This window comes from Phenylobacterium sp. (assembly GCF_004299445.1).
GTDB lineage: Bacteria > Pseudomonadota > Alphaproteobacteria > Caulobacterales > Caulobacteraceae > Phenylobacterium.
The window spans coordinates 12,878-38,779 of record NZ_SCTC01000051.1 but is presented as its reverse complement, the minus strand read 5'-3'; the positions used below and the strand labels follow the sequence as shown (position 1 = coordinate 38,779).

The following is a 25,902-nucleotide window of genomic DNA, read 5'->3' as shown; positions in this document are numbered from 1 at the left end:
GTCCCATCCGACGACGGCGCGGCGCGGCGTGCCGTAGGCCGAGGGTGCGACGAGCGCCTGAATCTCCACCAACACCGGCCGCGAGCCTTCGATGCCCGCGAAGACCGCTGCGCCGGCGGCCCGCTCGCCGGACGTGTTGAGAAAGAGCGCGGAGGGATTCTTCACTTCGGCGAGCCCTGCGTCGCCCATCTCGAAGACGCCGATCTCGTCGGTCGCTCCAAACCGGTTCTTGGCGCCGCGGAGGATGCGGAACGGATATCCGCGCTCGCCTTCGAAAGCGAAGACGGCGTCGACCATGTGTTCGACCACCCGCGGACCCGCGATCGTGCCCTCCTTGGTCACGTGGCCGACCAGGATGACGGCGACGCCGCGCTTCTTGGCCAGCCGCACCAGTTCGCCCGCTGCGGCCCGCACCTGGGTTACCGAGCCGGGGCCGGCCTCGTGCGCGTCGCTCCACATGGTCTGGATGGAATCGATCACGACGAGGTCGAACGGTTCGGCCTTCAGCGCGTCGACGATGATGCGCAGGCTGGTTTCGGCCGCCAGCTTCACCTGGGCGTCGCCCAGGCCCATGCGCTGGGCGCGGCTGCGCACCTGCTCGACGGCCTCTTCGCCCGAGATGTAGGCGCAGCGAGCGCCTCGACGCGCCGCACTGGCCGCCACCTGGAGCAGAAGTGTTGACTTGCCGACGCCCGGGTCGCCACCGACGAGGATGGCCGAGCCCGGCACCACGCCGCCACCGCAGACCCGGTCCCACTCTTCGACGCCTGTGGCGATGTGGGGCGGGGCTGGCGTCGACTCGTCCAGGCCTTCGAAGGCCAGATGGCGCGACTTGGTCGCCTTGGTCGGTTTCATCGCGCCGGGCGCGCGGGTGGTCAGCTCCTCGACCAGGGTATTCCATGCGCCACAGGCCGGGCACTGCCCGGACCAGCGCGTCTGCACGGCGCCGCAGGACTGACAGGCATAGACGGCGCCGTCGCGGGCCATGAGGTCTCCAGGTGATTCGAATGTGGCCAAGTCTACCCGACCGCGGGAGCCGGGTCTGTGCGAGCGCTTGTGGTCGCCTGCCGCTGAGATAGGGTCGGGGTATCGGGGACGCGAAGCCAACCTGGGGCTGGGAGAGAGAACTATGAGCGTGGTGGAGCCGGGTTCGGCGGGCGCAGGTCTCGTGCAGCGGGTGAAGGATATTCTCCTCAAGCCCGGTCCGACCTGGGATGCGATCGACGGCGAGCGGCCGACGGTCGCCAGCCTCTACACGGGCTACATCATGCCCCTGGCGGCGATTCCGGCCATCGCCCAGGCGATCGGCATGACCGTTTTCGGCGCGGGCGCGTTCGGCATCGTCTTGAAGTGGTCGCCGGTCACCGCCGTGGTGCAGGCCGTCCTGATGTACGGCCTGTCGCTGGCGATGGTGTACGTGCTGGCGCTGATCATCGACGGCCTGGCGCCCTCGTTCGGCGGCGCCAAGGACCAGAACCAGGCCCTCAAGGTCGCCGCCTATTCTTACACGGCAGCCTGGGTGGCAGGCATCTTCTCGATCTTCCCCGCCCTCTTGATCCTGGGACTCGTGGGTCTCTACAGCCTGTTCCTGCTTTACCTTGGCCTGCCCAAGTTGATGAAAGCGCCTCAGGACAAGGCGCTGCCCTACACGGGCGTCGTGATCCTCGTGGCCCTCGTGATCAGCATCATTGTCGCGATGGTGCTGGGCTCGGTCGCGACCCTGACCGGCGCTGGCCGCGGAATGATGGATGGGGCGCAGGTCAGTGGCACGGTGAAGCTCCCGGGCGGGGAAGGCTCGGTCGACCTTGGCAAGCTGCAGGCCGCGGCGAAGGCGATCGAGAACAGCGAGGCTGTCACGGCCACCGACCCCGACTCGCTGAAGGCCTATCTGCCCGCGAGCATCGCGGGCTTCACCCGCACCGAAGTGAGCGGCTCGACAGCGTCGGCAGCGGGGATCGAGGGCTCGCAGGCCGAGGCGCAGTACACACGCGGGGAGTCGAACCTGAAGCTCAAGGTCACCGACATCGGCCAGGCCGGCGCGCTGGCCAGCATCGCGGGCGCCGTCAACATGACGTCGTCCAAGGAGACAGCGACGGGGTACGAGAAGACCGGGGTCGTGAACGGACGCATGACGCAGGAGAGCTATGATCGCCAGGCTAGGAGCGGCGAGTACAGCGTTCTCGTCGGCGAGCGCTTCATGGTCGAGGCCAGCGGCAATGGCGTGACCATGGACGAACTGAAGGCGGCGGTGGATGCCGTTGGGATCTCGCGCCTGGAGGCGGCGGCCAAGGGTTAGGCGCCCCGGTAGACGCGCTCTGCCCGGTGGCTCAGCCGACAGAGCACCTCGTGGGCCACGGTGCCGGCGGCGGCCGCCAGGTCGTCCACGAGGGCGTGTGGGCCCACGAGTTCTACCGGATCGCCGATGGCGGCCTGACCCTCGCCGAGATCGATCACCAACAGGTCCATGTTCACGGCCAGCAAGGGTCGCAATGCGCCCGCCGCCCACGCATGGCCCTTGCCCATCGCGCCGCGGATCACGCCATCGGCATAGCCCGCACCGACGACCGCGATCCGCATCGGACGCGTGGCGGTGTAGGCGTTCGCATAGCTGACGCGGTCGCCTGGCCTCAGGTTGCGGATATCCAGGATCGGGGCGGTGAGGGTCGCGACGGCCTTGAGCCGAGGATCGGGCCGTTCCTCTGGCCCGCCCCCCAGGAGGCTGATGCCCGCGCGGACCATGTCGCAGGCGTAGTCCGGACCCATGAACGCGCCGGCCGAGGCCGCAAGGCTGGTCCGTACGCCGGGGAACAGCGCATGGGCCTCGCGAAAGCGCGCCAGCTGTTGCGAATTGCGCGCTTCACCCGGCTCGGTGGCCGAGCCCAGATGGCTGACCAGTAGGCGAATATCGAGGGCGCGCAGGCCGCCCGGCGCGTTGATCAGGGCGGCGACCTCGTCGAACGACAGGCCTTGGCGGTTCATCCCCGTATCGACCTGGAGGGCCGCCTCATAGCGCCCCCGCGCTGCGGCGAGGGCTACAGCGGCCTGGGCCTGGGGGAGGGTGGCGATCACCGGGGTCAATCGCGCGGCGTCGAAGCGCTCGGCCGTGCGCGGCAGAAGGCCGTCCAGGACGTAGATCGTGGCGTCCCGGTCGCCCAGTTCGGCGCGCAGCGCCTCACCTTCGCTCAGTCGGGCGACGAAGAAGGTGCGCGTGCCTTCGGTCCAGAGCCGCCGGGCGAGGGGGCCCGCGCCCAGTCCGTAGCCATCGGCTTTGACGACCGCGGCCACCTCGGCGCCCTCGGCCGCCTGCGCGATAACAGAGCGATTGTGCGCCAGCGCGTCGAGGTCGATCGTGAGTCGGGCGCGGTCGGGCGACGTCATGTCCGCCTAATGCGGATCGTAGCGGCTCGTGTCACGCGCCAGATTGCCGAACTTGGTCGTATCGGAGTTGAACGACAGCCGCACGGTGCCGATGGGGCCGTGACGCTGCTTGCCGATGATGATTTCGGCCAGGCCCTTCACCTCGTCCATCTTGGTCTGCCAGTCGAAGTGCTCCTGAGTGTTCTCGCGGGGCTCCAGACGGCTGAGGTAGTACTCCTCGCGGTACACGAACATCACCATGTCTGCGTCCTGCTCGATCGAACCGGATTCCCGCAGGTCGGACAGCTGGGGTTTCTTGTCCTCGCGGTTCTCGACCTGGCGGCTCAGCTGCGAGAGCGCCATGACGGGCACGGAAAGTTCCTTCGCCAAGGCCTTGAGACCCTGGGTGATCATCGAGACTTCCTGGACCCGGTTCTCGGGTCCGCCGGCGCCGGTGGTGATCAGCTGGAGGTAGTCGACGATGATGAGGTCCAGGCCGACCATCCGTTTCAGGCGGCGCGCACGGGCCGTGAGTTTGGCCAGGGTGATGCCGCCCGTCGCGTCGATGTAAAGCGGGGCTTCCTGGATCTCGAGCGCGGCGTCGCGGATGCGGCCGAACTCCATGGCGTCGATCTCGCCTTTGCGCAGGCGGTCGCCCGACACGCCAGAGGCCTCGGCCAGGAGACGCATGGCGAGCTGCTCGGCGGACATTTCGAGCGAGAAGAACGCCACGACGCCACCGGCCACGGTCTTCTTCGACCCGTCCGGCTGCGGCTCCCAGGCGTAGTGGCGGGCCACGTCGAAGGCGATGTTGCAGGCCAGGGAGGTCTTCCCCATCGAGGGACGGGCGGCCAGGATCATCAGGTCGGAGGGGTGCATGCCGCCGATCTTCTGATCGAGGTCGATCAGGCCGGTGGAGAGGCCGGCCAGGCCGCCGTCTCGGCTGTGGGCTTCGGCGGCCATGGCCACGGCGCCGCGCAGCGCGTCGGCGAAGTTCACGAAGCCCGACGAGACGCCGCCAGTCTCCGCCAGTTGGTAGAGCTGCTGCTCGGCGGCTTCGATCTGGTCTCGCGCGTCCAGTTCGGCGTCGCTTTGCTGGGCCGTCGTCGCGATGTCGCCGCCGATGCGGATCAGGTCTCGACGCAGCGCCAGGTCGTAGACGGCGTTGGCGTAGTCGGGCGCGTTGGCGGCAGGCGGGGCGCGATCAACGAGATCCGCAAGGTAGCGCACGCCGCCCAGTTCCTCGAACGCGGGATCGCGGCTGAACTGCTCCGCCAGCAGGATCGGCTCGGCCAGCTGGCCTTTGCGGATGTTGGTCTCGATCGCCGCGTACAGACGCTGGTGAAAGGGCTCGTAGAAGTGCCGCGCCTGCAGATGGTCGCCCAGACGTTCGAACGCGGCGTTGTCGTACAGCAGCGCCCCCAGCAGCGCCTGCTCAGCCTCGACGTTGGCGGGCGCGCGCGTCATCGGGACGTCGGAATTCACGGGACGCAGATCGAGAGCCGGGACGAGAGCCATGGGGTATCGTTAGCGGTCGCAGGCGTCGGGATCACGGCGTGGCCGGACATATTTCGATCCCCGTCCACACCCAATTTCAGCCTGTGGATAAAGCTGCGCCATGCGGTCGCACTCCAACGGAAACGGCGCGGACTCATCGCCCGCGCCGCCGTCAGAATCGGACGTAAGTCGGCGTGGCTAGAAGCTCACGGACACCCGTCCATAGACGTACCGGCCTGAGCGACCGAACGGGGAATAGTTGGAGAACGGCGTGTTCGACGTCGTGTTGAGGCGTGGCGGGAGCTTCGTCGGATACTCGTCGAAGACGTTGTCCGCGCCGACCGTCAGCCGCACATTCTCGACCACATTCCAACGGGCTTCCAGATCGATGAGCACGGCGGAGTCGAGGTCTATGTCATTGGCAAGTGTGGTGCCGGGGACCAGCACGCCCCCGTATCGGGTCGCCCGCACGGTCGCCCCGAAAGCATCCTTCGACCAGTCGATCGAACCGGTGAACTTGGAGTCCGGGGTGCCTTCCTCGAACGTCAGCACGTTGACGCGGTCGAACAGGATGGGCGCCGGGCTCAGCGCCGCCAGTTGTGGCGTGGCCGGCACCTTGGTGACCTTGGTGCTGTTGAAGTTGGCGCCCAGCGTGAAGGCGAACTGCCCCATCTCGTCGGTCGTCACCTTGTAGTTGGCGATGATGTCGACGCCCTTGGTGGTGGTGTCGACGCCGTTGATGAAGAAGCGGCCCCCGCCGACGCCGATGAAGCCCTGGGCCGTGAGGAAGGCCCGGACGTTCGCGGCGGTCAGGTTCTCGGACAGCACGATGCGGTCGTCGACCTCGATCCGATAGCCGTCAATGGTCAGGCTGAAGGCGCCCGAGCGGAAGACGACGCCGGCGGCGTAGTTGATCGACTCTTCGGCGTCCAGCGGCTGGGCGCCAAGGGCGCGCGCGACCGGATCGGTGGCAGGGAAGGTGGTGATATCGAACGGAACGCCGTTGATGAAGTTGGTCGAGGTGGTCGCGAAGTACTGCTGCTGCAGCGACGGCGCGCGGAAACCGTTCTGGATCGAGCCGCGAATGGCGAAGGCGTCGTTGATGTCATAGCGCAGCGCGACCTTGCCGGTGACCGTCTCGCCGAAGTCCGAGTAGTGCTCGAAGCGGATCGCGCCCGAGGCCAGCAGCTTCTCGGTGACGTTCGCCTCCAGGTCGACGTAGGCGCCGACCGAGGTGCGGTGCTTGTCGACTTCGTTGGCCGGCCGGAAGCCCGGGAAGACCTGGGCGCCCGAGGCGGTGGGCGCGCCGTTCAGCAGGGCGCCGCCGTTGCGATACGAATCCGGCTCTCCGGCAAAGATTTCATACCCTTCGCGACGCAGCTCAACGCCGGCCGCCACGTTCAGCGGGGACGAGAGGCCCACATCGAAAGCGCGAACGGCCGAGATGTTGCCGACCAGTTGGTCGTATTCGAAACCGCCGGCGTCGAAGACCGTCTTGCTGGTCGGGCCGATCGACCGGTTCAACGTGTTGCGGATGGTGAATTCCATCTTGTTGCGGCCGTAGACCAGTGAGGTGTCCATGTCCCACTCGCCTAGCTTCCACTCGACGCCGCCGGCCAGCGAGAGGTCGGTGACCTCCGGGTTGATCAGAGGCAGGAAGCCGTCGGGATAGATCGCGGTGATGTTGCGATCGTCCAAGGCGCGGCGGAAGAAGCCGGCCGATAGCGAGTCGCGGTTCTGGTAGCTGGCCCAGCCATAGAGCTTCGTGGCGTCCGACACGTCGTAGCCGGCGTTGGCGAAGATGGTCCACTGCTCGAGGTCGGGTTCGCCGAACCAGGCATTGTAGCGGTTGAAGGTGGCCTCACGCGGATCGAAGGGGCCGGTGGCCGAGTACTGGCGCCGCCAGTCGGGCGCGGTGCGGATGGTCTTCTTCTGGTCGAGATACTCGGCCCCGACCGTGACGTGGCCGGCGTCTCCGAGTGGCAGGCCGACCCAGCCGTTCAAGTTGATCGTCTCGCCGTCGTGGCGCGTGTAGTTGGCCTTGTCGGCGACGGTGTAATTCGCCCCCGCAGGCGGCGCGTCGACCAGGGTCTTCACGCGCGTCAGGCGCTCGCCGTAGGTCGCAGTGATGTTCCCGCCCTCGCGGGCGTCGCGCAGGCGCACGTTGATCACACCGGCGATGGCGTCCGAGCCATACTGGGCCGAGGCTCCGTCACGCAGCACTTCGATCGACTGCACCATGGACGAAGGGATAGTGTTCAGGTCCACGGCGGACGAGCCGCGGCCGATGGTGCCGTTGATGTTGACCAGCGAGGCGGAGTGGCGCCGCTTGGAGTTGACCAGGACCAGCGTCTGGTCAGGGGCGAGGCCCCGCAGGGTCGCCGGGCGAATGGTGTCGGTGCCGTCGGCCAGACCGGGACGCGGGAAGTTGAACGAGGGCAGGGCGATCGACAGCGCCTGGTTCACCTCGGTGATGCCGGACTTCGTCAGCTCGGCCCCGCCAATGACGTCGACGGGCGCCGCCGTCTGCAGCGCCGAGCGGTTGGCGACGCGAGTGCCGGTGACGATCACTTCGCCAACTTCGGATTCGGAGGCCTGGGCATAGGCCGTGTCGACGGCCAGCAGGCTTGCGACGGAAGCCGCAGCGAAGAGTAGGTGACGGTGGCGCATGTCGTTCCCCTGGAGTGGCGGCCGGGTGGTGCAATCCCCGGGCCTTCATCAGGTGAAGCTAGGTACCCTTGCTTTTGACGGAAATGACAATATTGCAACAGGGCAAAACAAACGGCGCGGAACCAGGGGTCCCGCGCCGTCGGTTGTGTCGCGTGGATCGGACCCCTTAGGAGTCGTAACCGGACATCTCGTGCGAGCCAGCGCCGCCTTCGAGCATGTCGGCGGCGGCCAGTTCGGCAGCTTCACGCTCTTCTTCGAACTGGGCGTTGATCACGTTCTCGCCGCGCGCCTGGCGCTCGGCTTCGTCCTGGCTGCGCGCGATGTTCAGGGTGACGGTGACCGTCACTTCCGAGTGCAGGCGCACCTTCACTTCGTGCAGGCCGAGCGTCTTGATCGGCTTGTCCAGCACGACCATCGAGCGTTCGATCTTGCCGCCTTCGGCGTTGACCGCATCGGCCACGTCGCGACCCGCGACCGAACCGTAGAGCTGACCGCTCTCGCCGGCCTGGCGGATCATGATGTAGGACGTGCCGTCCAGCTTTTCGCCGGCCTTGCCGGCGGCGTCCTTGGCCTTGGCGTTGCGAACTTCGATCTCGGCGCGCTGCGCCTCGAACACCTTGAGGTTCGCCGCGTTGGCGCGGAGCGCCTTCTGGCGGGGCAGCAGGAAGTTGCGGGCGTAGCCGTCCTTCACGGTGACGACGTCACCCAGGACGCCCCAGCCTTCGAGCCGTTCGAGCAGAATGACTTTCATCTGTGCCTCTCCCTTACTTCACGACGTAGGGGAGCAGCGCCAGGAAGCGGGCGCGCTTGATGGCCTTGGCCAGCTCGCGTTGCTTCTTGGCGGAGACCGCGGTGATGCGGCTGGGCACGATCTTGCCACGCTCGGAGACGTAGCGCTGGAGCAGCTTCACGTCCTTGTAGTCGATCTTCGGGGCGTTGGCGCCGGAGAACGGGCAGACCTTGCGGCGGCGGAAGAACGGACGGCGAGCGCCAGCCGCGGAAGCGCCGGCGGCCGGGGCCGTGGAGGTTTCGTCAGTCATGTGATGAGCCTCCCTTTCTTAGAATTGCGGGGCGTCGTCGCGGCGTTCGCGGTCGCGATCGCGGCGGGCGAGGATCGGCGAAAGCTCGAGGTCGAGCTCATCGACGCGAACGGTCATGTAGCGCAGCACGTCTTCGTTGATCGACAGCTGGCGTTCCATTTCCTTCACGATGTCGGCCGGGGCGTCGATCGCGAGCAGGGAATAGTGACCCTTGCGGTTCTTCTTGATCCGGTAGGTGAGGTTGCGAAGGCCCCAGTACTCAATCTTCGCGACGTTGCCGCCGCCTTCCTCGATGAGGTGCTTCAGCTGATCGTTGAGGGCTTCGGCCTGTTGCGGCGAGATATCCTGCCGCGAAATAACGACGTGCTCGTAGAGCGCCATGTTTTCCTTCTTCCGTTGTGGAAGGCGGCGCGGCCGGCAAGCGGAAGTCCGCCGGCTACGATGGATCCCAGGCCGCGAGTGATTTCGCGAGGGACCGCCTTCCGTGAAGAGGCGCGCTCATAGGGGAAAAGCCGAGCGCAGGCAAGGGTCTTGCCTTCGCGCCCGGCCGTTCGCGAAAGACTACTTCTTGGCCTTCCAGGCCTTCACGGCGCCCAGCGTCTCGCTCACGTGTTGGGTCGGGTTCATCTCGGAGTGCACGTGCAGGATCTGGCCCGAGGGCGAGATCACGTACGAGGTGCGGTTCGAGATGCCGGCCGGGAGGGTCGCGTCGTATTCCTTGGCGACCTTGGCGCCCGGGTCGGCGGCGACCGGGAACTTGCCCGAGCACTTGTCGGTTTCGGCCGAGATTCTCTGGAGCTGGTCCAGCTTGCCGGCGGTGACGCCCACGACCGTCGCGCCATTGGCCGCGAACTGGGGCATCGCGTCGGCGAACATCTTCGCCTCAATGTTGCATCCGGCGGTGTCGGCGGCCGGGAAGAAGTAGAGCACCACGGGCCCCTTCTTGCGGGCGTCGGCCAGCGAGAAGGTCAGCGCCTTGCCGGCCTGGTAGCCCTGGAGGGTGAAATCGGGCGCCTTGGCCCCCTCCTTCAGCGCGGCGAGGGCCGGGGTGGCGGCGAGCGCGGCGACGGCCGCGAGCAGGGCGAGACGGGTCATGGCTCGAAGATCCTTCGGTAGCGGCAGGCAGGGAGGTCTATACCACCTACTCTAGAGAAAGGCTCAGTTGTAGTCGACGCTCACGGTGAGGATGCCCGAGTAGGAACCCACAGGGGTCGTCGTCGTGATCGAAAAGCTGCCTCCGACCGCAAAATCGTAGGTCCCCGCGGCCCCAAGATTCCCCGACAGGCGGGGCGTGGTCTGTGCGTTGTTGGTGACGTTGACGCTCAGTGTGTTGGCGCCCGAAGCCATCTGGATCGTTGTCGGAATAGACAGCGACACCTGCTGGCCGCCTTCGCCCGAGATCGTGAAGGCGCCGCGCGTGGGCGCCGGCGTCGGATAGGCGAAGGCGTTGCCGCTGACGCTGCGATTCCCGTTGGTGGCGTTTAGGGTGATCGTGCTGCTGCCGCTGGTCGGGAGCTGGATGCGACCGAAGTTCAGGTCGGCGGTCTTGGCCACCGCGAGCGAGCGGTAGACGGTCACTTTGCCCTTGTCGGCGTCGCCGGCGAGCGTCGCGCCGCCCGCGTCGACCGCGTAGGCGTAGAAGCCGTTCTCGCCGAGGCCGCTGGTCAGGCCGGAATCATCCCCCGCCACAGGGAAATCGGCGCCGATAAAGAACGTCTTGACTGTGTTGTTGCCCACGGGTGTCAGGGTGAACTGCAGCGGGTTGGAGCCTGTCGGGCCCGAGACCAGGCTCGCCGTGCCCATGGTGACGTTGAAGGCGGTGAACGCCCGCGCCCGTCCCGTCACCGTTCCGATCACGCCAACGCGCATCATAACGTTGTTGTTGACGCAGGCGTTGTCGTTCCCGCGGGCGGGACGGCACGACACGTCGACCTGCACCCGGGCGCTGCCGCTGGTGAGGCGGCGGCCTGCGCCACTGACCACGGTGACGGCGCCCGACGACGAGTCGACGCGGAAAACGGTGTCGCCGGTGACCGCCGCGCCGACCGAGCCCAGCTCGATCGGCCCGGTGACGTTGACGGTCCATGTCGCGGCCGCGGCCGCGAACGGCGTCGCCCAGACTGCGATCAGCCCAAGGAGGAGGCGGCGGATCATCGTGGCCCTCCGTCGGTCGCGGCGACGGTCGTGTCGGCCAGCGGCGGATCGAACCGCACCTGGACGACGACGTCCGGCGCCATGTCGCCGTTGCCCTGAATGTCGATCACCGCGTCGTTCTCGAGCCGCATCCGCAGCTTGGCGGCCTGCAGCGGCTCCAGCTGCAGGCGCCAGTTCCCGACCGGGACGGCATCGAACATCGCCGAGCCGTCGAACTCGGTGACGCCGTCCACTGGCGGCGAGCCGGGCCGCACCAGCTGGACCCGGACGGACGCCAGGCCTACCCGCTGACCGTCGTCGCGCAGCAGTTCGACCTTGACCATGACGCCGCCGGTCGGGCGCATCGGATAGTCCACCCGCGCCGTGCGGCCAGGCCTCGGCCGCAGCTGGACCTTCGTTGGCGGGGTGGCGACCGCCGGGTTGTCCAGCTTCTCCAGGTTCACATCCATATACGCGGTGGGGCCGGCGCCCAGGCCTGTGACCAGGACACGTCCGTCCCGGCCCGTCAGCGCGCCGCGAGCCGCCCCCTCAAGCGCGACGTTGGGCGCAGCCGCCTCGCTGGCCTGGCGGACGCCGTCGCCGTTCTCGTCGAGGAAGGCGTTGAACAGCACCGAGCCGCCTGAGCCCGGACCGGTGCGCAGGATGTTGTAGCGACTGCGTTCGGGATCAAAGCCCAGGCCGAAGCTCCATTGTGCGGCGACGCGCCAGTCCGCGTCGGTGTTGTCGTACTCGCCGGTCAGGGCGAAGTCGCCATACCGTGTGGCGTAGATGCTGGAGGCGACGACGTTCCAGTCATGTGTGTTGTCCAGCGGCTGGCCCAGGCCGAAGCGCACCGACCAGGTGTCGGAGAGCCGCCGGTCGACCGTCAGGCTGAGAAAGCGCGCCTTGAGGTCGGGCAGGACGTCGTAGTCCAGCGAGGTTCGCACCTGCCACTTGTAGCTTCGAAAGGTCGAGGCCGTGATGTAGCCCTTGAGCGTCTCGTCGCTCGCGGCGGGCCGCATGTGGCGGCGCTCGTACTCCAGGCCGGCCGACAACAGGACCGCGCCGATCCCCGATGAGGCCCGGCCGGCAGCGATCACATCATACGACCCGCCTTCGTAGTTGTTGGTGAGCACGCGCATCGAGATCGGCACGATACGGCCGCGCAGGTTCACGCTGGAGTCCACGGTCAGTTCGCTGCGCCGATCGACGCGATAGCGCGCGTCGAACGACAGGTTCGTCTCGTCGACAAAGCCGTCGCGGTACTCGGCGTGTCGCAGGACCGCCGAAAGCGGCCCGAACTGGCCGGCGGCGCCCACGGAGACGCCCGCGCCGCCGTCCCCGTTCCAGGCGGCGTCCAGCTGGGTGGCGAGACCGAACAGAGAGGTGCGGCCGCCCAGGCTATAGACGCCCAGCGCACCGCCCCCCGGTTGGGGAATCCGCGCGGCGCCGGCGGTGAGGCTGATCAGGTCGGTGAGGCCGTAGTTAACCGACACCACCGCCCGCGCACCCTGGTTCGCGAAAAGCCTGGGGTCGCCGATGAGCGGACGGCTCGATCGGCGGGGTCGGAACAGGGGGGTGTCCTGGTCCACGATCCCGAAGGCCATCTGCGCCTCGCCGCGCCGCAGAAGGGCGGCGCCGACGTTGACGACCTGCACCTCTTCAAGGCGCTCGCCGCGCGGGCCATAGGTCACCACCCGGACCACGTTGATGCCGGGCGACAGCGGGATGTCGCGGAACTCGTAGCGGCCGTTGATCGACTGGTTCGTGCTGTTCCGCAGCACGTCGTTGATATAGAGCTCGACGTCGTAGCCTGGGGGCAGCTCGCCGCGCAGGTCGATGCGATTGAAGACGCTGGCCTGCTCCAGCGGCGCGGTCGAGAAGGTGAAGCCGGCCCCTGCGACGCTGCGGGCGCCCATGGTCAGCGCCGGCGAGAAGACATCCCCGACACTGACCTCGCGAGCCCGGAACGGTCCCAGCATGTCGCCTTCAAGGGAACGCCGCTGGAGCATGACCCGGGCGTTCGTGGCGCGCCCCTCCTCGTCCGAGCCGAGGTAGCCCTGCAGGTTCGACCAGAATAGGTCGCCTGCGAAGCGCAGGTCGTAGCGGAACGTGCTGTTGTTGCCGCCCGTCTGCAGGCCGCCGTCGAGCACGACGTCCAAACCGGGCGGGGTGAAGAAGGCGTAGGGCTCGACGACCTTCAGCGTCGCCTCGTTGCTTTGCCCGGGCTGGCCCTGATCGGGACGGCGCGCCTGACGCTCCAGGCGAGCCTGGACGGGAAACTTCTCGGCCGCCCGCATCCGCAAGGTCAGCTCGTCGTCGGCCACCTCGACGGTCAGGCCCAGGAGCTGCTGCACCACCGAGGTTCGGAGATAGATTTCCGTCGGCGTAACCGCCGCGTCCCGTTCGCCGATCGCGAACTCGCGCCCGCCGGCGCGCGCCAGTCCGGCATTCAGGTCGACCAAAAGCGGCGCCCGGGCCTGGCCTAAGCGTCCGGTGATCCGCCGCTCCACCGGGGCCACGTCGATGTCGGCTTCCAGCAGGCGCGCGAGTTCGCCCATGGGGATCAGCGGGTCGGTCGCCAATCCGTAGGCGCCAAGTCCCTCGGTGAGCGTCGCGCCGTCCAGGGTGACCGAGAACAGAAGCAGGCTGGCGGGATCGACGCTGGCGTAGCTGCGGTTGGCCGGCGGACTCGCGGGCGCAGGCTCAGCGGCCACCGCGGCGGATGGCGCAAGCACAAGGAACGCGGCCGCCAGAGGCGCCGCGCAGCTAGAGCGCGACCTTGGCAAGGACCTTCCCCGGTGACGTGTCGTCGTCCGTGAAGGTCACTTCCAGCCGCTCGCCGGGAGCCGGCGGACGGGTAAGTGGGATCCGGACGGACCGGCGTGCGACCTCGGGATAGACGCCGACCCCTCGCGCCATCCCTAGCGGATCGGCGCTCTTCGCCGCGCCGACCACACGCACTTCGAAATTACCGTACACGGAACTGCCGCCGCCCCTGACGACGTCCAGGGCGACCACGGCGATCTGACGCGCCGGCGCGCGTTCGTCGCCGGGAGCCTCGCCGTATTCCAGCCGCGCGCCTTCCAGAGTCGCGCCCACCTGGGCGTCGGCGGGGCGCACGATCAGCGGGATCGATAGGCCGTAAACGGCTGTGATCTGGAAGCGCAAGTCGCTGGGCGCGGCGCCCGCGGCCGCGGACTCGGCCGTAACGCCCGTGTCCGGTGGCGGCAGAGTCGTGACGGTGAGGTGGCTGCGATGCTCGCCGGCGGCGGCGTCTGGCAGGGTCGATAGGCGGACGCGCACCGTCTGCGGGCGGCCGGGCTGCAGGGTCACCCGGCGTGGCGAGACCTGCAGCAGATCATGGGCCGACTTCAGCGCCGCGGCGGCCGCCTTCACGTCTTGACGCCGCTCAGCCTCGGTCACGGGAGCGATCTGGCCGTCGGGCAGCATCACACGGTCGACCAGCGCAATGTCCACGGTCACCGGACCGGCGCCCTGGTTCAGCAGGTAGACCGTGCCGTTGCGCCGGTTGCGATCAAAGGTGAGGCGCTTGGGTGTGATGTTGAGGAAAGCGCTGACCGAGGGCGTCGCGCCGGCCGGCTGGGCGATCACGGGACCGGCCAGGGCGCTCGCTGACAGCGCGAGAGCCAGGGCGATGGCCAGGCGCATCAGTTGTACTGGACCACGACCATGAGCGCCTGCGTCGAGGCGACGGCGGGGTTCCGCGCCACATCGATGCTGGCGGCCGCGCTGCCGGGCAGGGCGCCGCCGACGATCAGGCCGTCAAGAGACTGGAGGGCGTCGCGGGTGTAGCTGGTCCGCACGATGTAGCCGCGGCCCGGACCGGCGCTCACAACCTCGAAGCCCGTCGGCGCCGTTTCGCCGACTTCATCCTGGCGCTGGATCACCAGCCGCGCGTTGGCCGGCATCATCATCGCCATACCCATGGATGGGATGCGGCCCACGAAGCGCGCGCCATCCGCTGAGCCGATCACGGTGGGCAAGGCCGCCGGCCAGACCAGCCGCAGCATAGCCGGGTCCAGGATCGTCGCCCGGGCCTGCGCGCGCGCCTCGAGGGCCGCGGCCGGCGTGGCGGCGGCGAACGCGACGGCGATGACGGCGGCTCGGATCATGCTCGGGAAACCTGTAGGCCGGCTTGCCGGCCCCCGATCAGTTGAAGTCGACGGTGATGCTCAGCGTACCATTGTAGGTGTTAACGGCCGTAGTCGGCGAAATGTCGAAGTGGCCGCCGATGAACAGGTCGTCCTGGCCTGAACCGGGCAGCGTATTCAGCGTCCCGCTGGCGGCGACGGGGCTTTCCGAGCCGATGCCCGTCAGGTTCGCGCCGGCGGTCGGGAAGGTCAGGGTGTTGTTGGTGACCGAGTAGGTCTGATTGGCCGTTCCCGTGATCCGAAAGGTCGCTGCAGCGGCCTGGCCCGAGGTGGGAATGAACGCGTTGCCACCGCCCGTCAGCGTGGGCGTCGCGGCGCCCGACGCCGCCGACGCGACGGTGACCGTGTTTGAGCCGGTCGTCGGCTTTGCGATAGAACCGAACTGCAGCGCGCGGGTGGCGTTCACCTGGTTCGGTGCGACGATGCTGGCCTGCGCCGTGGTGTTGCCGCTCACTGGCGCGGCCTCAGCCGAGAGGGCGGCCGCACTGACGGCGGTTACTGCGACGAGGGCGATACGGAGCTTCATTTGGCACTCCCGACTTTTGCTTGCGCGGTCCCGAACCAACGCAATGAGACAAATATTCCCCTGATTGGGGAAAAGTAGAGCGAGATGACGCCGGAGGTTGTGGCGCTCGCCTTTACCATCCGTTAGCCATCTTGCGTGCGTAGAACTGCGCCCCTTCACTGTCAAGTTGGCGCCTACCCAACTCGCCTACGGTCAATTGTCGAGCCCTCAGTTCCGGGTAGCCTCAGTTCTTGAGCCCGCAATATTTGTTTCTCAAGGGTATGCAGAAGAAGAGGGCTAGGTCCAGGCTTCACCCGCTACAGGCGAATCCCGTAGCTGTCCTTGGCGGCCTGGCGCAGTATGGAAGTGCTGACTTGGCATGGAGTCTGGCGTCCCAGAGAAATGGGAGCGTTTCCTGCCCCACACCATGCGCGTGCAGACCTGCGCGTTCCCCGGGACGCCAGCGGACGGAGTAGAGATGGCGGAGGGCGGCTGGCCCATCCCGACAGGGCTTGAGGACGAGCGCACGGTCCGCGCGATTGAGGACATGCGCGGCATCCTGGTGCGCCTCGAGGCTCGTCTGGCGGGCGCTGGGGGCGAGGCCTTTTCGGCGTCGACAGCCCAGTCCTTGGTCGAGGCGCTCAACGTTCTGGCGGGGCGCCTCGCCAAGTCCGAGGCGCAGTCCCAGGGTCGGATCGACCAGCTCGTGGCCGCGCTGGCGAGGCTTTCGGCCCGTCTCGACGCCGAGGCCGCGTGCCATGCCGCGACGCTCGATGCGCTGGACGCCACGCAGGCCGTCCCAGACCCAGGGCCGGTGCGCGCGATCCTGGTGGTGGCTGCGGCCCTGGCCGCGCTGGCGGTTTCGGGGGCGGCCGCGGTGGTGGCCGCCAAGCCTGACCTCATGCCCGCAATTGTCGTCGAAGGCCTTCGGGTGCACCGCCCGGTTCTCCCTCTGCGACCTGGATTGAGCTCGCCACAGCCATTCGCGAGGCCAATCGCAACAGGCGCGGGTGCGCCAGCGACCCTGACGGCGACGGCGGCGTCGAGGGACTCGCTCGCGGCCGTCCAGGCGGCCCTGGCTCGCGGGGAGGCCGATGCGCTGCCGAGGCTCACCGGTCTCGCCGAGGCAGGAGACCCCGACGCGCAACTTCAACTGGCAGGCCTCTACGAAACCGCGAGAGCGGGACTTCCCCGGGATCTTGCAGCCGCGAGGCTCTGGACGCGGCGGGCGGCGGGCGGCGGCAATCGCGTCGCCATGCACAACCTTGGGCTATTCCTGACCGAGGGCGACGGCGGGCCGCGAGACGTCGAGGAAGCCGCGGCCTGGTTTCGTCGCGCCGCCGAGCGGGGCGTGGTCGACAGCCAGTTCAACCTCGGCCTGCTGTACGAGTCCGGGCGGGGCGTGTCGCGCAATCTGCGCGAGGCCTATCGCTGGTTCTCCATCGCCGCGAACGCCGGGGATTTGGCGGCGCGCGAGAAGCAGGTGGAATTGGAAGGCCGACTGTCAGCGGCTGAGCGCGCGGGGCTGGATCGCGATTCCGTCGCCTTCCGGCCCGGTCTGGCCCCCGCGGCGGATCGTGAACCCGACCCTCTTGTGCCCCCGGCAACGACCTTGGCCGAGACGCAGACGCTGCTGGCCCGGCAAGGGTACTATGTCGGGCCCGCCGACGGCGTGGCGACGCCGCAGCTGCGGGCCGCCGCGGCCGCCTATCTTCGCGATCACCCCGAACTGGCGCGTCGTTAGCCGTTCGGCTTCACCAGGATCTTCACGTGGGCTTCCGGGTCGCCCAGGGCCTTGAACGCGCCCGCCACGCCGCCCAGGCCTACAGAGCCGGTCACGAGGCCATCCACATCGATGATCCCCTCGGCCAGCTGGCGCAGGGTCAGCGCAAACTCATCGGGCGTGTAGCCGAACACGAAGGTCAGTTCGATTTCCTTGGTGATGGCGATCGAGGGCTCGATCTTGTCGGTCTCCATGCAGACGCCCGCGACGACGATCTGCGCGCCGGCGGGCGCGGCCTCGATCAGCGACTGGAGGACGCCCGGGGAGCCCACGCATTCGAACACCACCGGCTGGGCGATGGTGTTGCCCATCATCCGCATCATGGACTGGGCGGCGCGGCTGCGCGGCACGCCCAAGGTCTCCCAGCGTTCATGCGGATTCTCGACCGCGGGGTCGACGACGATGTCGGCGCCCAGCTTCTCGGCGGCGGCGCGGCGGCGCGGGGAGAAGTCGGCGGCGATGATCGGACCGTGACCCTTGGCCTTGAGCCCGGCGATCACCGCCAGGCCCACAGGACCGCAACCGACGACGAGGGAGACCGACTTCGGCTCGAGTTTCGCCTTGGCGACCGCGTGAGCGCCGACCGCGAACGGCTCGGTGAGGGCGGCCTTGTCGGTGGGCAGACCATTTGGGACTTCCAGGACCATCGCCTCGGTGAGCAGCATCTGCTCCGCGAAGCCGCCCGGCAGACGGTTCGAGAAGCCCAGGGCCTCCATGCCGGCGCCGTGCAGGGTTACGGGCACGCTGACCACACGGGTTCCGGCCTTCAGGGTCTTGGGCGAGCCGGGACCATGATCCAAGATCTCGGCGCAGAACTCGTGGCCGAACACCGTGTCGGCGGCCGGATCGAAGCCGTTATCGGGCGCGCCGGCGCGGCGCGACAGGTCGATCATGTGCTCCATGTGATGCAGCGCATGCAGGTCGGATCCGCAGATCCCGCAGGCCAGGGTCTTCACGAGGACCTGGCCGGCGCCAGGGGTCAGGTCGGCGATCTCGTCACAGACCAGGCGCTTATCCCGTCGGATCACAGCTTTCATGGATTACTCCCCAACTCGTCATTCTTGTCTGCGCTGCCTCTATCCCCTAACCCTCGCGCCTCGGACTCACTAGGAGCGGGATCGCATGACCCTCGCCTTTCTCTTCCCCGGACAAGGCAGTCAGGCCGTCGGCATGGGCCAAGACTTAGCTGATGCCTTCGCTTCCGCCCGGGAAGTCTTCCAGGAAGTGGACGAGGCGCTAGGCCAAAAGCTCTCGGCCTTGATGAAGGGCGGTCCCGAAGACCAGCTCACCCTAACCGAGAACGCGCAGCCGGCGCTGATGGCCGTCAGCGTGGCCATCATGCGGACGCTGGAGAAAGACTTCGGCGTCGCCGTCGAGAAGGCCGCCTTCGTCGCCGGTCACAGCCTGGGTGAGTATTCGGCGCTGGCGTCGGCGGGCGCGATCAGCCTGTCGGACACTGCGCGCCTGCTGAAGCTGCGCGGCCAGGCTATGCAACGCGCTGTGCCGGTTGGGCAGGGCGCCATGGCGTCGTTGATTGGCCCCAAGACCGACCTGGCGCTGGCCGAAGAAGCCGCCAAGGCCGGATCCGAGGTGGGCGTCTGCGTCGTCGCCAACGACAACAACAACGGCAATGTGGTGATCTCCGGCGACAAGGCCGCGGTCGACCGGGCCATCGAGAAGGCCAAGGAGCTGGGCGCGCGCGCGATCCCGCTCAACGTGTCGGCGCCCTTCCACTGTCCGCTGATGCAGCCTGCCGCCGACGAGATGGCCGAGGCCCTGGCGTCGGCGACCATCGTCAGCCCTCGCGCGCCGCTCGTGGCCAACGTCACCGCCCAGCCGACCAACGACCCCGAGGCGATCCGCCGGATGCTGGTCGAGCAGGTCACCGGCCGCGTTCGGTGGCGCGAGAGCATGGTCTGGATGGCGGAAGCCGGCGGCGTGACCCGCTTCGCCGAGGCCGGCGCAGGCAAGGTGCTTTCGGGCATGGCCAAGCGCATCGCCCCAGACGCCGAGGCTGTGCCGCTCAACGGCCCGGCCGACCTCGAAGCCTTCGCCAAGTCGTTCTGAGAGGCAGCATGTTCGACCTTACCGGCAAGACCGCTCTCGTCACCGGCGCCACCGGGGGCATTGGCGCCGAGATCGCAAAGACCCTGCACGCCCGCGGGGCCAATGTCGTGCTTTCGGGCACCCGCGAGGCGGTGCTGCAGGACCTGGCCGCCAGCCTGAAGGAACGGGCCGCTGTCGCGTCGGCGAACCTCGCCGATTCGGCCGCCGTGGATGGCCTTGTCGAGGCCGCCGAGAAGGCCGGCGGGGCGCCGCTGGACATCCTGGTGGCCAACGCCGGCATCACCAAGGACGGCTTGCTGATGCGCATGAAGGACGACGACTGGGAGGCCGTGATCAAGGTCAACCTGGAGAGCTATTTCAGGCTCAGCCGCGCGGCCATGCGCGGGATGATGAAGCGCCGCTTCGGCCGCATCATCGGCATCACGTCGGTCGTCGGCGTGATGGGCAACCCCGGCCAGGCCAACTACGCCGCCTCCAAGGCTGGAATGATCGGGTTTTCCAAGGCCTTGGCCCAGGAAGTCGCCAGCCGCGGCATCACCGTGAACTGCGTCGCCCCGGGCTTCATCGAGAGCCCGATGACCGACGGGCTGAACGATGCGCAGAAGGAAGCCATCCTGAGCAAGATCCCCTCTGGTCGGCTGGGCTCGGGGGGTGACGTGGCCGCCGCATGCGCCTATCTGGCGTCGGACGAAGCGGGATACGTCACCGGCCAGACGCTGCATGTGAACGGCGGCATGGTGATGATCTGACTTTCGCCTGTAGCGGGGAACGTGCTAACCGCCCCGCGGATTTGAACGCCCAAGCGACAGTTGACTTCACCGTCGCCGTCGCCGATGCAATGACCTGACTAACCCCTGAGGGACCCTACGAATGTCCGACGTCCTTGAACGCGTCCGCAAGATTGTTATTGAGCATCTCGATGCGGACCCCGAGAAGGTGACCGAGAAGGCCAGCTTTATCGACGACCTGGGCGCCGACAGCCTCGACAACGTCGAGCTGGTCATGGCGTTCGAGGAAGAGTTCGATATCGAGATTCCGGATGACGCCGCCGAGCACATCCAGACGGTCGGCGACGCGGTGAAATTCATCGCCGAGCGACTGGGCGCCTAACAGCCCCCCGCGCGCGACCTAGAATCGTTTCAAAGAGCCGCCGCGTCCCCTGGGTAGAACCTCGAGGCGCGGCGGTTCGCTTTTGAGGCCAGCACATGCGTCGAGTCGTCGTCACCGGCATCGGTCTCCTGACCCCGCTGGGGCAAGGCCGGGAACTGACCTGGAAGAAGATCCTGGCGGGTACGTCCGGCGCCGGGGCCATCACGGCGTTCGACACCACGGACTACGCCTGCAAGATCGCCTGCGAAGTGCCGCGGGTCGACGGTCGCGGCGGCGGCGGCCCCGACATCGAGGGCAGCTTCGACCCCGACCAGACCATGTCGGCCAAGGACCGCCGGCGCGTCGACGACTTCATCCTATACGGCGTCGCCGCCGCGGATGAAGCGGTCAAGGACGCGGGCTGGCTGCCTGAGGACGATGAGGGCCGCGAGCGCACCGGCGTCATGCTGGGCTCGGGCATCGGCGGCCTGGGCACCATCGCCGAGACGGCCATCGAGCTGCATGAGCGCGGCCCCCGCAAGGTCAGCCCGTTCTTCATTCCCTCGGCCCTGATCAACCTGATCTCGGGCCAGGTCTCGATCCGCTACGGCTACAAGGGCCCCAACCACGCGGTGGTGACGGCCTGCGCCACGGGCGCCCACGCCATCGGCGACGCGGCCCGGCTGATCAAGTACGGCGACGCCGACGTGATGATCTGCGGCGGCGCCGAGGCCAGCGTGGTCCCGGTCGGCATCGCGGGCTTCATCGCCTGCCGCGCCATGGCCACCGCCTTCAACGACACGCCCGAGAAGGCCAGCCGGCCCTACGACAAGGACCGCGACGGCTTCGTCATGGGCGAGGGCGCGGCCGTGCTGGTGCTGGAAGAGCTGGAGCACGCCAAGGCCCGCGGCGCGAAGATCTATGCCGAGGTGGCGGGCTACGGGCTGTCGGGCGACGCCTATCACATCACCGCCCCCAGCGAGGATGGCGACGGCGGCTTCCGCGCCATGACGGCGGCGTTGAAGGACTCAGGCCTGCAGGCCGCCGACATCGACTACGTCAATGCTCACGGCACCTCGACCATGGCCGACGGCATCGAGCTGGGGGCCGTCGAGCGCCTGCTGGGCAATTCGGCGCCGGGCAAGGCGATGTCGTCGACCAAGTCGATGACCGGCCACCTGCTGGGCGCCGCCGGCGCGCTGGAGGCGGCCTTCGCGATCCTGGCGATCCGCGACCAGGTGGCTCCGCCGACGATCAACCTCGACAACCCCGACGTTGAGACGGTCCTCGACCTCGTGCCGCACAAGGCCAAGCCGATGAAGATCGACGTGGCCATGTCGAACAGCTTCGGCTTCGGCGGCACCAACGCCTGCGTGATCTTCAAGAAGTACGCGTGACGCCGGACGCGGCCCCCGGTCTCGCCATCCCAAGGCGGAGGAGGGGCCGATGAGCCGCCGGCGCAAGGTGGCGTTCCGTGGCGGGGCCGCTGCAGCCGGCGTTGCGCTGCTGCTGGCCCTGGCGGCGGTGTGGAGCTTTGCCGGCCCGGGGCCCAAGGCGAGGGACGGCGAGGTGACCGCCGTCGTGCTCGAGCGCGGCGCGGGCGTCGGGCGCATTTCCGAGACCCTGAAGGACGCCGGAGTCATCTCCTCGGCCGCGCTGTTCAACCTGGCCGCCCGGCTGACGGGCGCGGCGAGTCAGCTCAAGGCCGGCGAGTACGAGATCGCCTCGGGCGCCTCGATGGCTTCGGTGCTGGCCGACGTGCGCGCCGGGCGCGTTGTCCGACGGCTGGTGACCATCCCCGAGGGCTGGACCAGCGGCATGGTGGTGGACGCCCTGAACCGCGAAGTGGTGCTGACCGGCGACGTCGCCGAGCCGCCCGAGGGTTCGATCCTGCCCGACAGCTACGAGATCCAGCGGGGCGAGACGCGCGAGGCGGTGATCCGGCGCATGCAGGCCGCCCACGACGAGGTGATGGCCGAGCTGTGGCCCAAGCGTCAGCCGGGCCTGCCGTTCACGACCCAGGACGAGGCGGTGACCCTGGCCTCGATCGTGGAGAAGGAGACGGGCGTGGCGTCTGAGCGGCCGCGGGTGGCGGCGATCTTCGTCAACCGGCTGCGCAGGGGCATGCTGCTGCAGACGGATCCGACCATCATCTATGGCCTCACGAAGGGCCGACCGCTGGGTCGCGGCATCCGCGTCTCGGAACTGGCCGCCGACAGCCCATGGAACAGCTACAAGGTCCCAGGCCTTCCGCCCGGGCCGATCGCCAACCCGGGCCGCGCCTCGCTGGAGGCCGTGCTGAACCCGCCCTCGACCAACGAGCTCTTCTTCGTCGCCGACGGCACGGGCGGCCACGCGTTCGCCGAGACCTACGAGGAGCACCAGCGCAACGTCGCCCGCTGGCGCCAGATCGAACGCGAACGGGCCGGGCGATGAGGGCCGGCGCTGTGGCGCGTCAGCGTCGCTTTGATTCGACCACGAACCACACGAACCACACGAACAGGATCGGCGCTGGCGCGCCGAGATCGGAAGGAGCGCGCTGATGCCCATTTCCGGGATGACGGGGTTCGGGCGGGCCGAGGGGGCGCTGGGGGCTTGGTCCTGGGCGGTCGAGGCGCGCAGCGTCAACGGGCGCAACATGGACGTGCGGTTCCGGGGGCCGCCGGGGTTCGACGGGCTGGAGCGGGCGGCGCGCGAGGGCGCCCAGAGCCGGTTCCAGCGCGGCCAGGTGACCGTGGGCGTGCAGGCCAAGCGCAGCGAGGGCGCCGGCTCGGTGCGGGTGAACGTCGCGCAGCTGGAGCGCTTCCTGGAGATCGGAAATCCCTTCGTGACCGCGGGCCGCGTCGCGCCGCCCCGGCTGGACGGCCTGCTGGCGCTGCGCGGCGTGATCGAGGCCGACGACGCGGGGCTGGATCCCGAAGCGCAGGCCGAGCTGGAGGCCGCCATGGCCGCCTCGATCGGCGTGGCGCTGGACGGCCTTTTGGCCGCGCGCCGCCAGGAGGGCGCGGCGCTGCTGCCGGTGCTGAGCGGGCAGGTGGACCGGATCGGCGAGCTGTCGGCCCAGGCCCACGCCATCGCCGCCGATCAGCCGGCCGCCATCAAGGCCCGCTTCGAGGCGCGGCTGAAGGAGCTGGCGGCCGAGGCGGCCACCGAGGAACGCATCGTCCAGGAAGCCGCCGCCATGGCCGTGAAGGCCGATGTGCGCGAGGAGATCGACCGGCTGAACGGGCATGTGGACGCCGCCCGCACCCTCCTGGCGAGCGACGCGGCGGTGGGCCGCCGGCTGGATTTCCTGACCCAGGAGTTCATGCGCGAGGCCAACACGCTGTGTTCGAAGAGCCAGCTGGGCGCCCTGACCACCGTGGGCCTGGACCTGAAGGCCACCATCGAGCAGTTCCGCGAGCAGGTGCAGAATGTGGAATAGGGGGCCGAAGGCCGCTATGGGAACCACAGAAGACACAGAAGGCGGCCAATCCGGTCGCGGACTTCGGGATAGCCCGGCTCCTTCCGTGTTTTCTGTGTTTTCTGTGGTTTACCTGAGCCGCTTCGCGGCTCTTCGGGGGTGGGGTTGGTGAGTCCGTCGGACGATCATTCGAAGCCGTGGGAGACCACGCGGCGGGGGCTGCTGTTGCTGGTGTCCAGTCCGGCCGGGGCGGGGAAGACCTCGCTGACCCGCACCCTGGTGGCCGACTATGACAGCCTGATCCTCTCGATCTCGGCCACGACGCGCGCGCCGCGTCCGGGCGAGGAGGAGGGGCGCGAGTACTTCTTCAAGACCCGCGAGCAGTTCGAGGCGATGATCGGGCGCGGCGAGTTGCTGGAGTACGCCACCGTCAACGGCAACTACTACGGCACGCCCCGTGCGCCGGTGGACGCCGCGCTGGACGCCGGCCACGACGTGATCTTCGACATCGACTGGCAGGGCGCCCAGCAGGTGGCCGAGAAAACCCCGAACGACGCGGTCCGCGTCTTCATCCTGCCGCCCTCATGGGGCGACCTGGAGCGGCGCCTGAAAGCCCGCGCCCAGGACTCGGAGCAGATCATGGAGCAGCGCCTGCGCCTGGGTCAGCTCGAGATCCAGCACTGGGGCAGCTACGACTACGTCATCGTCAACAAGAACTTCGACCGCGCCTACGCCGACCTGCAGCACATCTACCGCGCCGAGCGGATGAAGCCGGGGCGGAACTCGTGGCTGCCGGATTTCGTCGCCGACCTGCTGGCCGAGGCGGCCGGAGAGCATGACCCCAGCGGCGCGCCGCCGCGGACGACGATGCTGCGGCCGGTGCAGAAGTAAGCGCGAGCGTCCTCGGCCGTACACTGGGGCGAAATGCCAGGAGGCGGCGCTCAGCGTCGCCTGCGAGGTCGGCCTGACCGTGCCCGCGACGCCGATCTCCCCCGGCTGAGACTTGGCGGCGCGCTTGAGGTTAGGCGCTAGTCATGCTGCCGCCGTGCGCTTTAACCTAAACTTGCGCCGTATAGACAACTCGGAGATGATTTCTCCGATGAGGGGAATTGTTCAGAATAGATCGGTAAAATTCTCCTTACAGGGGTATTTAGGGAAGTCGATTACTCATTCTGTGCCCTGTCATCGTTGACCGTGAGACTTGCGCCTCTCTAGCTCGGTGCGAGCAACCCGGGGGGACCGGCGTCGCCTGAGCAGGGATATTTTTATGAAGACCAAGTCCATTCTGGCCGCTGCGACGATCGCTGCGGCGCTGGCGCTGGGGGGGACGCAGGCAAGCGCCGGCGTTGTGCTCAGCGAAGACTTCAACTCGTCGGCGTTTCTCGGCGCCGGCTGGTCGTTCGCGCACTTCAGCGATCGTTGGGAGAACACCCAGTACCACTACCCGGCAGCCTCGGCGAACGGCTGGACCGTTTCGGGCAACGGAGTCTTCGTGGCCAGCAACCTGGACGACCCCAACGGCGACCAGGCCATCCTGCTCAACGAAGGCGCCAACTCCAAGATCAGTCACGCGCTGAACAACCTCATCGCGGGCGAAACCTACAACGTCAGTTTCCTGTACTGGGGCGACAACATCACGGGCGGCGCTTGGTCGCTGTTCGCCGACGTGGGCGCCACCAACTACGCCTCGATCAGCGGTGTCGACCTCGCGTCGGGTACGAACCCCGGAACCACGCACAACTTCAGCTTCGTCGCCGCCGGCAGCAGCACGACGCTGTCGTTCTACGAGTTCTCGAACTCCGGAGCCTCGCCGATCATCGACAACGTCCTGGTGACCGGGCCGACGGCGGCGGTGCCGGAGCCGGCCACGTGGGCGCTGATGATCGGCGGCTTCGGCCTCGCCGGCGCAACGCTGCGGCGTCGCCGGGTCGTCGTGGCCTGATCTCAGCCACAACCGATCGAACGGAAGGCCCCGGTTCCGCGCCGAGGCCTTCTGCATTCTGGGGACTGAGCGGCGTCGGCTGCCTGCGGGCGGCCGGCGGCGATTCGGTTGGGGCCGCATGCGGCGTGCGCCAACCAAAAAATCCGCTCGCAGGCTCTTGAAAAGCTTCGGCGCGACACAACGTCAAGCTTCTGGCCCGGGCCCCTCTGGCGGTCCTTCCTGACCGTGATGTCGGGCCGCT

24 protein-coding genes are annotated in these 25,902 nt (G+C 68.2%); 10 read left to right on the top strand and 14 right to left on the bottom strand.

The window, feature by feature from the left end; translation table 11 throughout:
* On the bottom strand, positions 1-987 hold a 987-nt coding region (radA, locus tag EPN98_RS14055), incomplete at its 3' end, for a DNA repair protein RadA (protein ID WP_293363446.1).
* 142 nt (positions 988-1,129) lie between these two features.
* Between radA and EPN98_RS14050 the strand changes: the two genes are divergently transcribed.
* A complete protein-coding gene (locus tag EPN98_RS14050; protein WP_293363445.1) occupies positions 1,130-2,296 on the top strand; it encodes a Yip1 family protein in 1,167 nt (388 codons plus the stop codon).
* Here EPN98_RS14050 and alr read toward each other — a convergent pair.
* The 12 genes from alr to EPN98_RS13990 all read right to left on the bottom strand — a co-directional run bounded on the left by alr (position 2,293) and on the right by EPN98_RS13990 (position 15,398).
* Positions 2,293-3,378, bottom strand: a complete 1,086-nt coding sequence (gene alr / locus EPN98_RS14045; protein WP_293363443.1) for an alanine racemase — start codon at positions 3,376-3,378, stop codon at positions 2,293-2,295. The genes EPN98_RS14050 and alr overlap by 4 nt on opposite strands.
* A gap of 6 nt (positions 3,379-3,384) precedes the next feature.
* On the bottom strand, positions 3,385-4,875 hold the full coding sequence (locus EPN98_RS14040) for a replicative DNA helicase (RefSeq protein WP_293363442.1): 1,491 nt from the start codon (positions 4,873-4,875) through the stop codon (positions 3,385-3,387).
* Positions 4,876-5,052: 177 nt separating this feature from the next.
* Positions 5,053-7,524: a TonB-dependent receptor gene (locus EPN98_RS14035; RefSeq protein WP_293363441.1), complete on the bottom strand. Its 2,472-nt coding sequence runs from the start codon at positions 7,522-7,524 to the stop codon at positions 5,053-5,055.
* Between the two features lie 166 nt (positions 7,525-7,690).
* Positions 7,691-8,275, bottom strand: coding sequence for a 50S ribosomal protein L9 (gene rplI, locus EPN98_RS14030; protein ID WP_293363439.1), 585 nt, complete (start codon positions 8,273-8,275; stop codon positions 7,691-7,693).
* A gap of 13 nt (positions 8,276-8,288) precedes the next feature.
* Complete coding sequence (rpsR, locus tag EPN98_RS14025) at positions 8,289-8,564, bottom strand: 30S ribosomal protein S18 (RefSeq protein ID WP_293363438.1); 276 nt, start codon at positions 8,562-8,564, stop codon at positions 8,289-8,291.
* Positions 8,565-8,582: 18 nt separating this feature from the next.
* Positions 8,583-8,945, bottom strand: a complete 363-nt coding sequence (rpsF, locus tag EPN98_RS14020; protein ID WP_293363437.1) for a 30S ribosomal protein S6 — start codon at positions 8,943-8,945, stop codon at positions 8,583-8,585.
* Between the two features lie 180 nt (positions 8,946-9,125).
* The gene (locus tag EPN98_RS14015; RefSeq protein ID WP_293363435.1) at positions 9,126-9,659 is read right to left on the bottom strand and encodes a peroxiredoxin; all 534 of its coding nucleotides are present in this window, start codon (positions 9,657-9,659) and stop codon (positions 9,126-9,128) included.
* 63 nt (positions 9,660-9,722) lie between these two features.
* On the bottom strand, positions 9,723-10,718 hold the full coding sequence (locus EPN98_RS14010; RefSeq protein ID WP_293363434.1) for a DUF4402 domain-containing protein: 996 nt from the start codon (positions 10,716-10,718) through the stop codon (positions 9,723-9,725).
* Complete coding sequence (locus EPN98_RS14005; protein ID WP_293363433.1) at positions 10,715-13,435, bottom strand: hypothetical protein; 2,721 nt, start codon at positions 13,433-13,435, stop codon at positions 10,715-10,717. The genes EPN98_RS14010 and EPN98_RS14005 overlap by 4 nt, the downstream gene beginning before the upstream one ends.
* A gap of 31 nt (positions 13,436-13,466) precedes the next feature.
* Entirely contained in the window at positions 13,467-14,369 is a 903-nt protein-coding gene (locus EPN98_RS14000; RefSeq protein ID WP_293363431.1) for a hypothetical protein, read from the bottom strand.
* Positions 14,369-14,833 carry a hypothetical protein gene (locus EPN98_RS13995; protein ID WP_293363430.1) on the bottom strand — a complete coding sequence of 155 codons (465 nt, stop codon included), beginning with the start codon at positions 14,831-14,833 and terminating at the stop codon, positions 14,369-14,371. Before EPN98_RS13995 ends, EPN98_RS14000 begins: the two co-directional genes overlap by 1 nt.
* 37 nt (positions 14,834-14,870) lie before the next feature.
* Complete coding sequence (locus tag EPN98_RS13990) at positions 14,871-15,398, bottom strand: DUF4402 domain-containing protein (protein WP_293363429.1); 528 nt, start codon at positions 15,396-15,398, stop codon at positions 14,871-14,873.
* 457 nt (positions 15,399-15,855) lie between these two features.
* On the opposite strand from EPN98_RS13990, the gene EPN98_RS13985 reads away from it, so the two are divergent.
* Positions 15,856-17,121, top strand: coding sequence for a tetratricopeptide repeat protein (locus EPN98_RS13985; RefSeq protein WP_293363428.1), 1,266 nt, complete (start codon positions 15,856-15,858; stop codon positions 17,119-17,121).
* Here EPN98_RS13985 and EPN98_RS13980 read toward each other — a convergent pair.
* Positions 17,118-18,197 carry a zinc-binding dehydrogenase gene (locus EPN98_RS13980; protein WP_293363427.1) on the bottom strand — a complete coding sequence of 360 codons (1,080 nt, stop codon included), beginning with the start codon at positions 18,195-18,197 and terminating at the stop codon, positions 17,118-17,120. The two genes, EPN98_RS13985 and EPN98_RS13980, sit on opposite strands and share 4 nt — an antisense overlap.
* 85 nt (positions 18,198-18,282) lie before the next feature.
* Here EPN98_RS13980 and fabD point away from each other — a divergent pair, with 85 nt between their 5' ends.
* The 8 genes from fabD to EPN98_RS13940 all read left to right on the top strand — a co-directional run bounded on the left by fabD (position 18,283) and on the right by EPN98_RS13940 (position 25,661).
* Positions 18,283-19,227 (top strand): ACP S-malonyltransferase, encoded by a 945-nt coding sequence (gene fabD / locus EPN98_RS13975; protein WP_293363425.1) that lies wholly within the window; start codon positions 18,283-18,285, stop codon positions 19,225-19,227.
* 8 nt (positions 19,228-19,235) lie between these two features.
* Positions 19,236-19,976, top strand: a complete 741-nt coding sequence (gene fabG / locus EPN98_RS13970; RefSeq protein ID WP_293363423.1) for a 3-oxoacyl-[acyl-carrier-protein] reductase — start codon at positions 19,236-19,238, stop codon at positions 19,974-19,976.
* Between the two features lie 121 nt (positions 19,977-20,097).
* The gene (locus EPN98_RS13965) at positions 20,098-20,337 is read left to right on the top strand and encodes an acyl carrier protein (protein WP_293363422.1); all 240 of its coding nucleotides are present in this window, start codon (positions 20,098-20,100) and stop codon (positions 20,335-20,337) included.
* Between the two features lie 95 nt (positions 20,338-20,432).
* A complete protein-coding gene (gene fabF / locus EPN98_RS13960) occupies positions 20,433-21,713 on the top strand; it encodes a beta-ketoacyl-ACP synthase II (protein WP_293363421.1) in 1,281 nt (426 codons plus the stop codon).
* A gap of 49 nt (positions 21,714-21,762) precedes the next feature.
* Positions 21,763-22,752 (top strand): endolytic transglycosylase MltG, encoded by a 990-nt coding sequence (gene mltG, locus EPN98_RS13955; protein WP_293363419.1) that lies wholly within the window; start codon positions 21,763-21,765, stop codon positions 22,750-22,752.
* A gap of 106 nt (positions 22,753-22,858) precedes the next feature.
* Positions 22,859-23,740, top strand: a complete 882-nt coding sequence (locus EPN98_RS13950; protein WP_293363418.1) for a YicC/YloC family endoribonuclease — start codon at positions 22,859-22,861, stop codon at positions 23,738-23,740.
* Between the two features lie 147 nt (positions 23,741-23,887).
* Positions 23,888-24,610: a guanylate kinase gene (gene gmk / locus EPN98_RS13945; protein WP_293363416.1), complete on the top strand. Its 723-nt coding sequence runs from the start codon at positions 23,888-23,890 to the stop codon at positions 24,608-24,610.
* 376 nt (positions 24,611-24,986) lie between these two features.
* Positions 24,987-25,661 carry a PEPxxWA-CTERM sorting domain-containing protein gene (locus EPN98_RS13940; RefSeq protein ID WP_293363415.1) on the top strand — a complete coding sequence of 225 codons (675 nt, stop codon included), beginning with the start codon at positions 24,987-24,989 and terminating at the stop codon, positions 25,659-25,661.
* The last annotated feature ends 241 nt before the right edge of the window (positions 25,662-25,902 follow it).

Excerpts from the sequence above, each read along its gene's own strand:
- fabD (WP_293363425.1), top strand. The coding sequence starts at position 18,283 with ATGACCCTCGCCTTTCTCTTCCCCGGACAAGGCAGTCAGGCCGTCGGC.
- fabF (WP_293363421.1), top strand. The coding sequence starts at position 20,433 with ATGCGTCGAGTCGTCGTCACCGGCATCGGTCTCCTGACCCCGCTGGGG.
- EPN98_RS14040 (WP_293363442.1), bottom strand. The coding sequence starts at position 4,875 with ATGGCTCTCGTCCCGGCTCTCGATCTGCGTCCCGTGAATTCCGACGTC.
- EPN98_RS13965 (WP_293363422.1), top strand. The coding sequence starts at position 20,098 with ATGTCCGACGTCCTTGAACGCGTCCGCAAGATTGTTATTGAGCATCTC.
- EPN98_RS13985 (WP_293363428.1), top strand. The coding sequence starts at position 15,856 with ATGGCGGAGGGCGGCTGGCCCATCCCGACAGGGCTTGAGGACGAGCGC.
- EPN98_RS13980 (WP_293363427.1), bottom strand. The coding sequence starts at position 18,197 with ATGAAAGCTGTGATCCGACGGGATAAGCGCCTGGTCTGTGACGAGATC.
- mltG (WP_293363419.1), top strand. The coding sequence starts at position 21,763 with ATGAGCCGCCGGCGCAAGGTGGCGTTCCGTGGCGGGGCCGCTGCAGCC.
- EPN98_RS14050 (WP_293363445.1), top strand. The coding sequence starts at position 1,130 with ATGAGCGTGGTGGAGCCGGGTTCGGCGGGCGCAGGTCTCGTGCAGCGG.
- alr (WP_293363443.1), bottom strand. The coding sequence starts at position 3,378 with ATGACGTCGCCCGACCGCGCCCGACTCACGATCGACCTCGACGCGCTG.
- rpsF (WP_293363437.1), bottom strand. The coding sequence starts at position 8,945 with ATGGCGCTCTACGAGCACGTCGTTATTTCGCGGCAGGATATCTCGCCG.
- EPN98_RS14035 (WP_293363441.1), bottom strand. The coding sequence starts at position 7,524 with ATGCGCCACCGTCACCTACTCTTCGCTGCGGCTTCCGTCGCAAGCCTG.
- EPN98_RS14015 (WP_293363435.1), bottom strand. The coding sequence starts at position 9,659 with ATGACCCGTCTCGCCCTGCTCGCGGCCGTCGCCGCGCTCGCCGCCACC.
- rplI (WP_293363439.1), bottom strand. The coding sequence starts at position 8,275 with ATGAAAGTCATTCTGCTCGAACGGCTCGAAGGCTGGGGCGTCCTGGGT.
- rpsR (WP_293363438.1), bottom strand. The coding sequence starts at position 8,564 with ATGACTGACGAAACCTCCACGGCCCCGGCCGCCGGCGCTTCCGCGGCT.
- EPN98_RS13995 (WP_293363430.1), bottom strand. The coding sequence starts at position 14,833 with ATGATCCGAGCCGCCGTCATCGCCGTCGCGTTCGCCGCCGCCACGCCG.
- EPN98_RS13950 (WP_293363418.1), top strand. The coding sequence starts at position 22,859 with ATGCCCATTTCCGGGATGACGGGGTTCGGGCGGGCCGAGGGGGCGCTG.
- fabG (WP_293363423.1), top strand. The coding sequence starts at position 19,236 with ATGTTCGACCTTACCGGCAAGACCGCTCTCGTCACCGGCGCCACCGGG.
- EPN98_RS14000 (WP_293363431.1), bottom strand. The coding sequence starts at position 14,369 with ATGCGCCTGGCCATCGCCCTGGCTCTCGCGCTGTCAGCGAGCGCCCTG.
- EPN98_RS13940 (WP_293363415.1), top strand. The coding sequence starts at position 24,987 with ATGAAGACCAAGTCCATTCTGGCCGCTGCGACGATCGCTGCGGCGCTG.
- EPN98_RS14010 (WP_293363434.1), bottom strand. The coding sequence starts at position 10,718 with ATGATCCGCCGCCTCCTCCTTGGGCTGATCGCAGTCTGGGCGACGCCG.
- EPN98_RS13990 (WP_293363429.1), bottom strand. The coding sequence starts at position 15,398 with ATGAAGCTCCGTATCGCCCTCGTCGCAGTAACCGCCGTCAGTGCGGCC.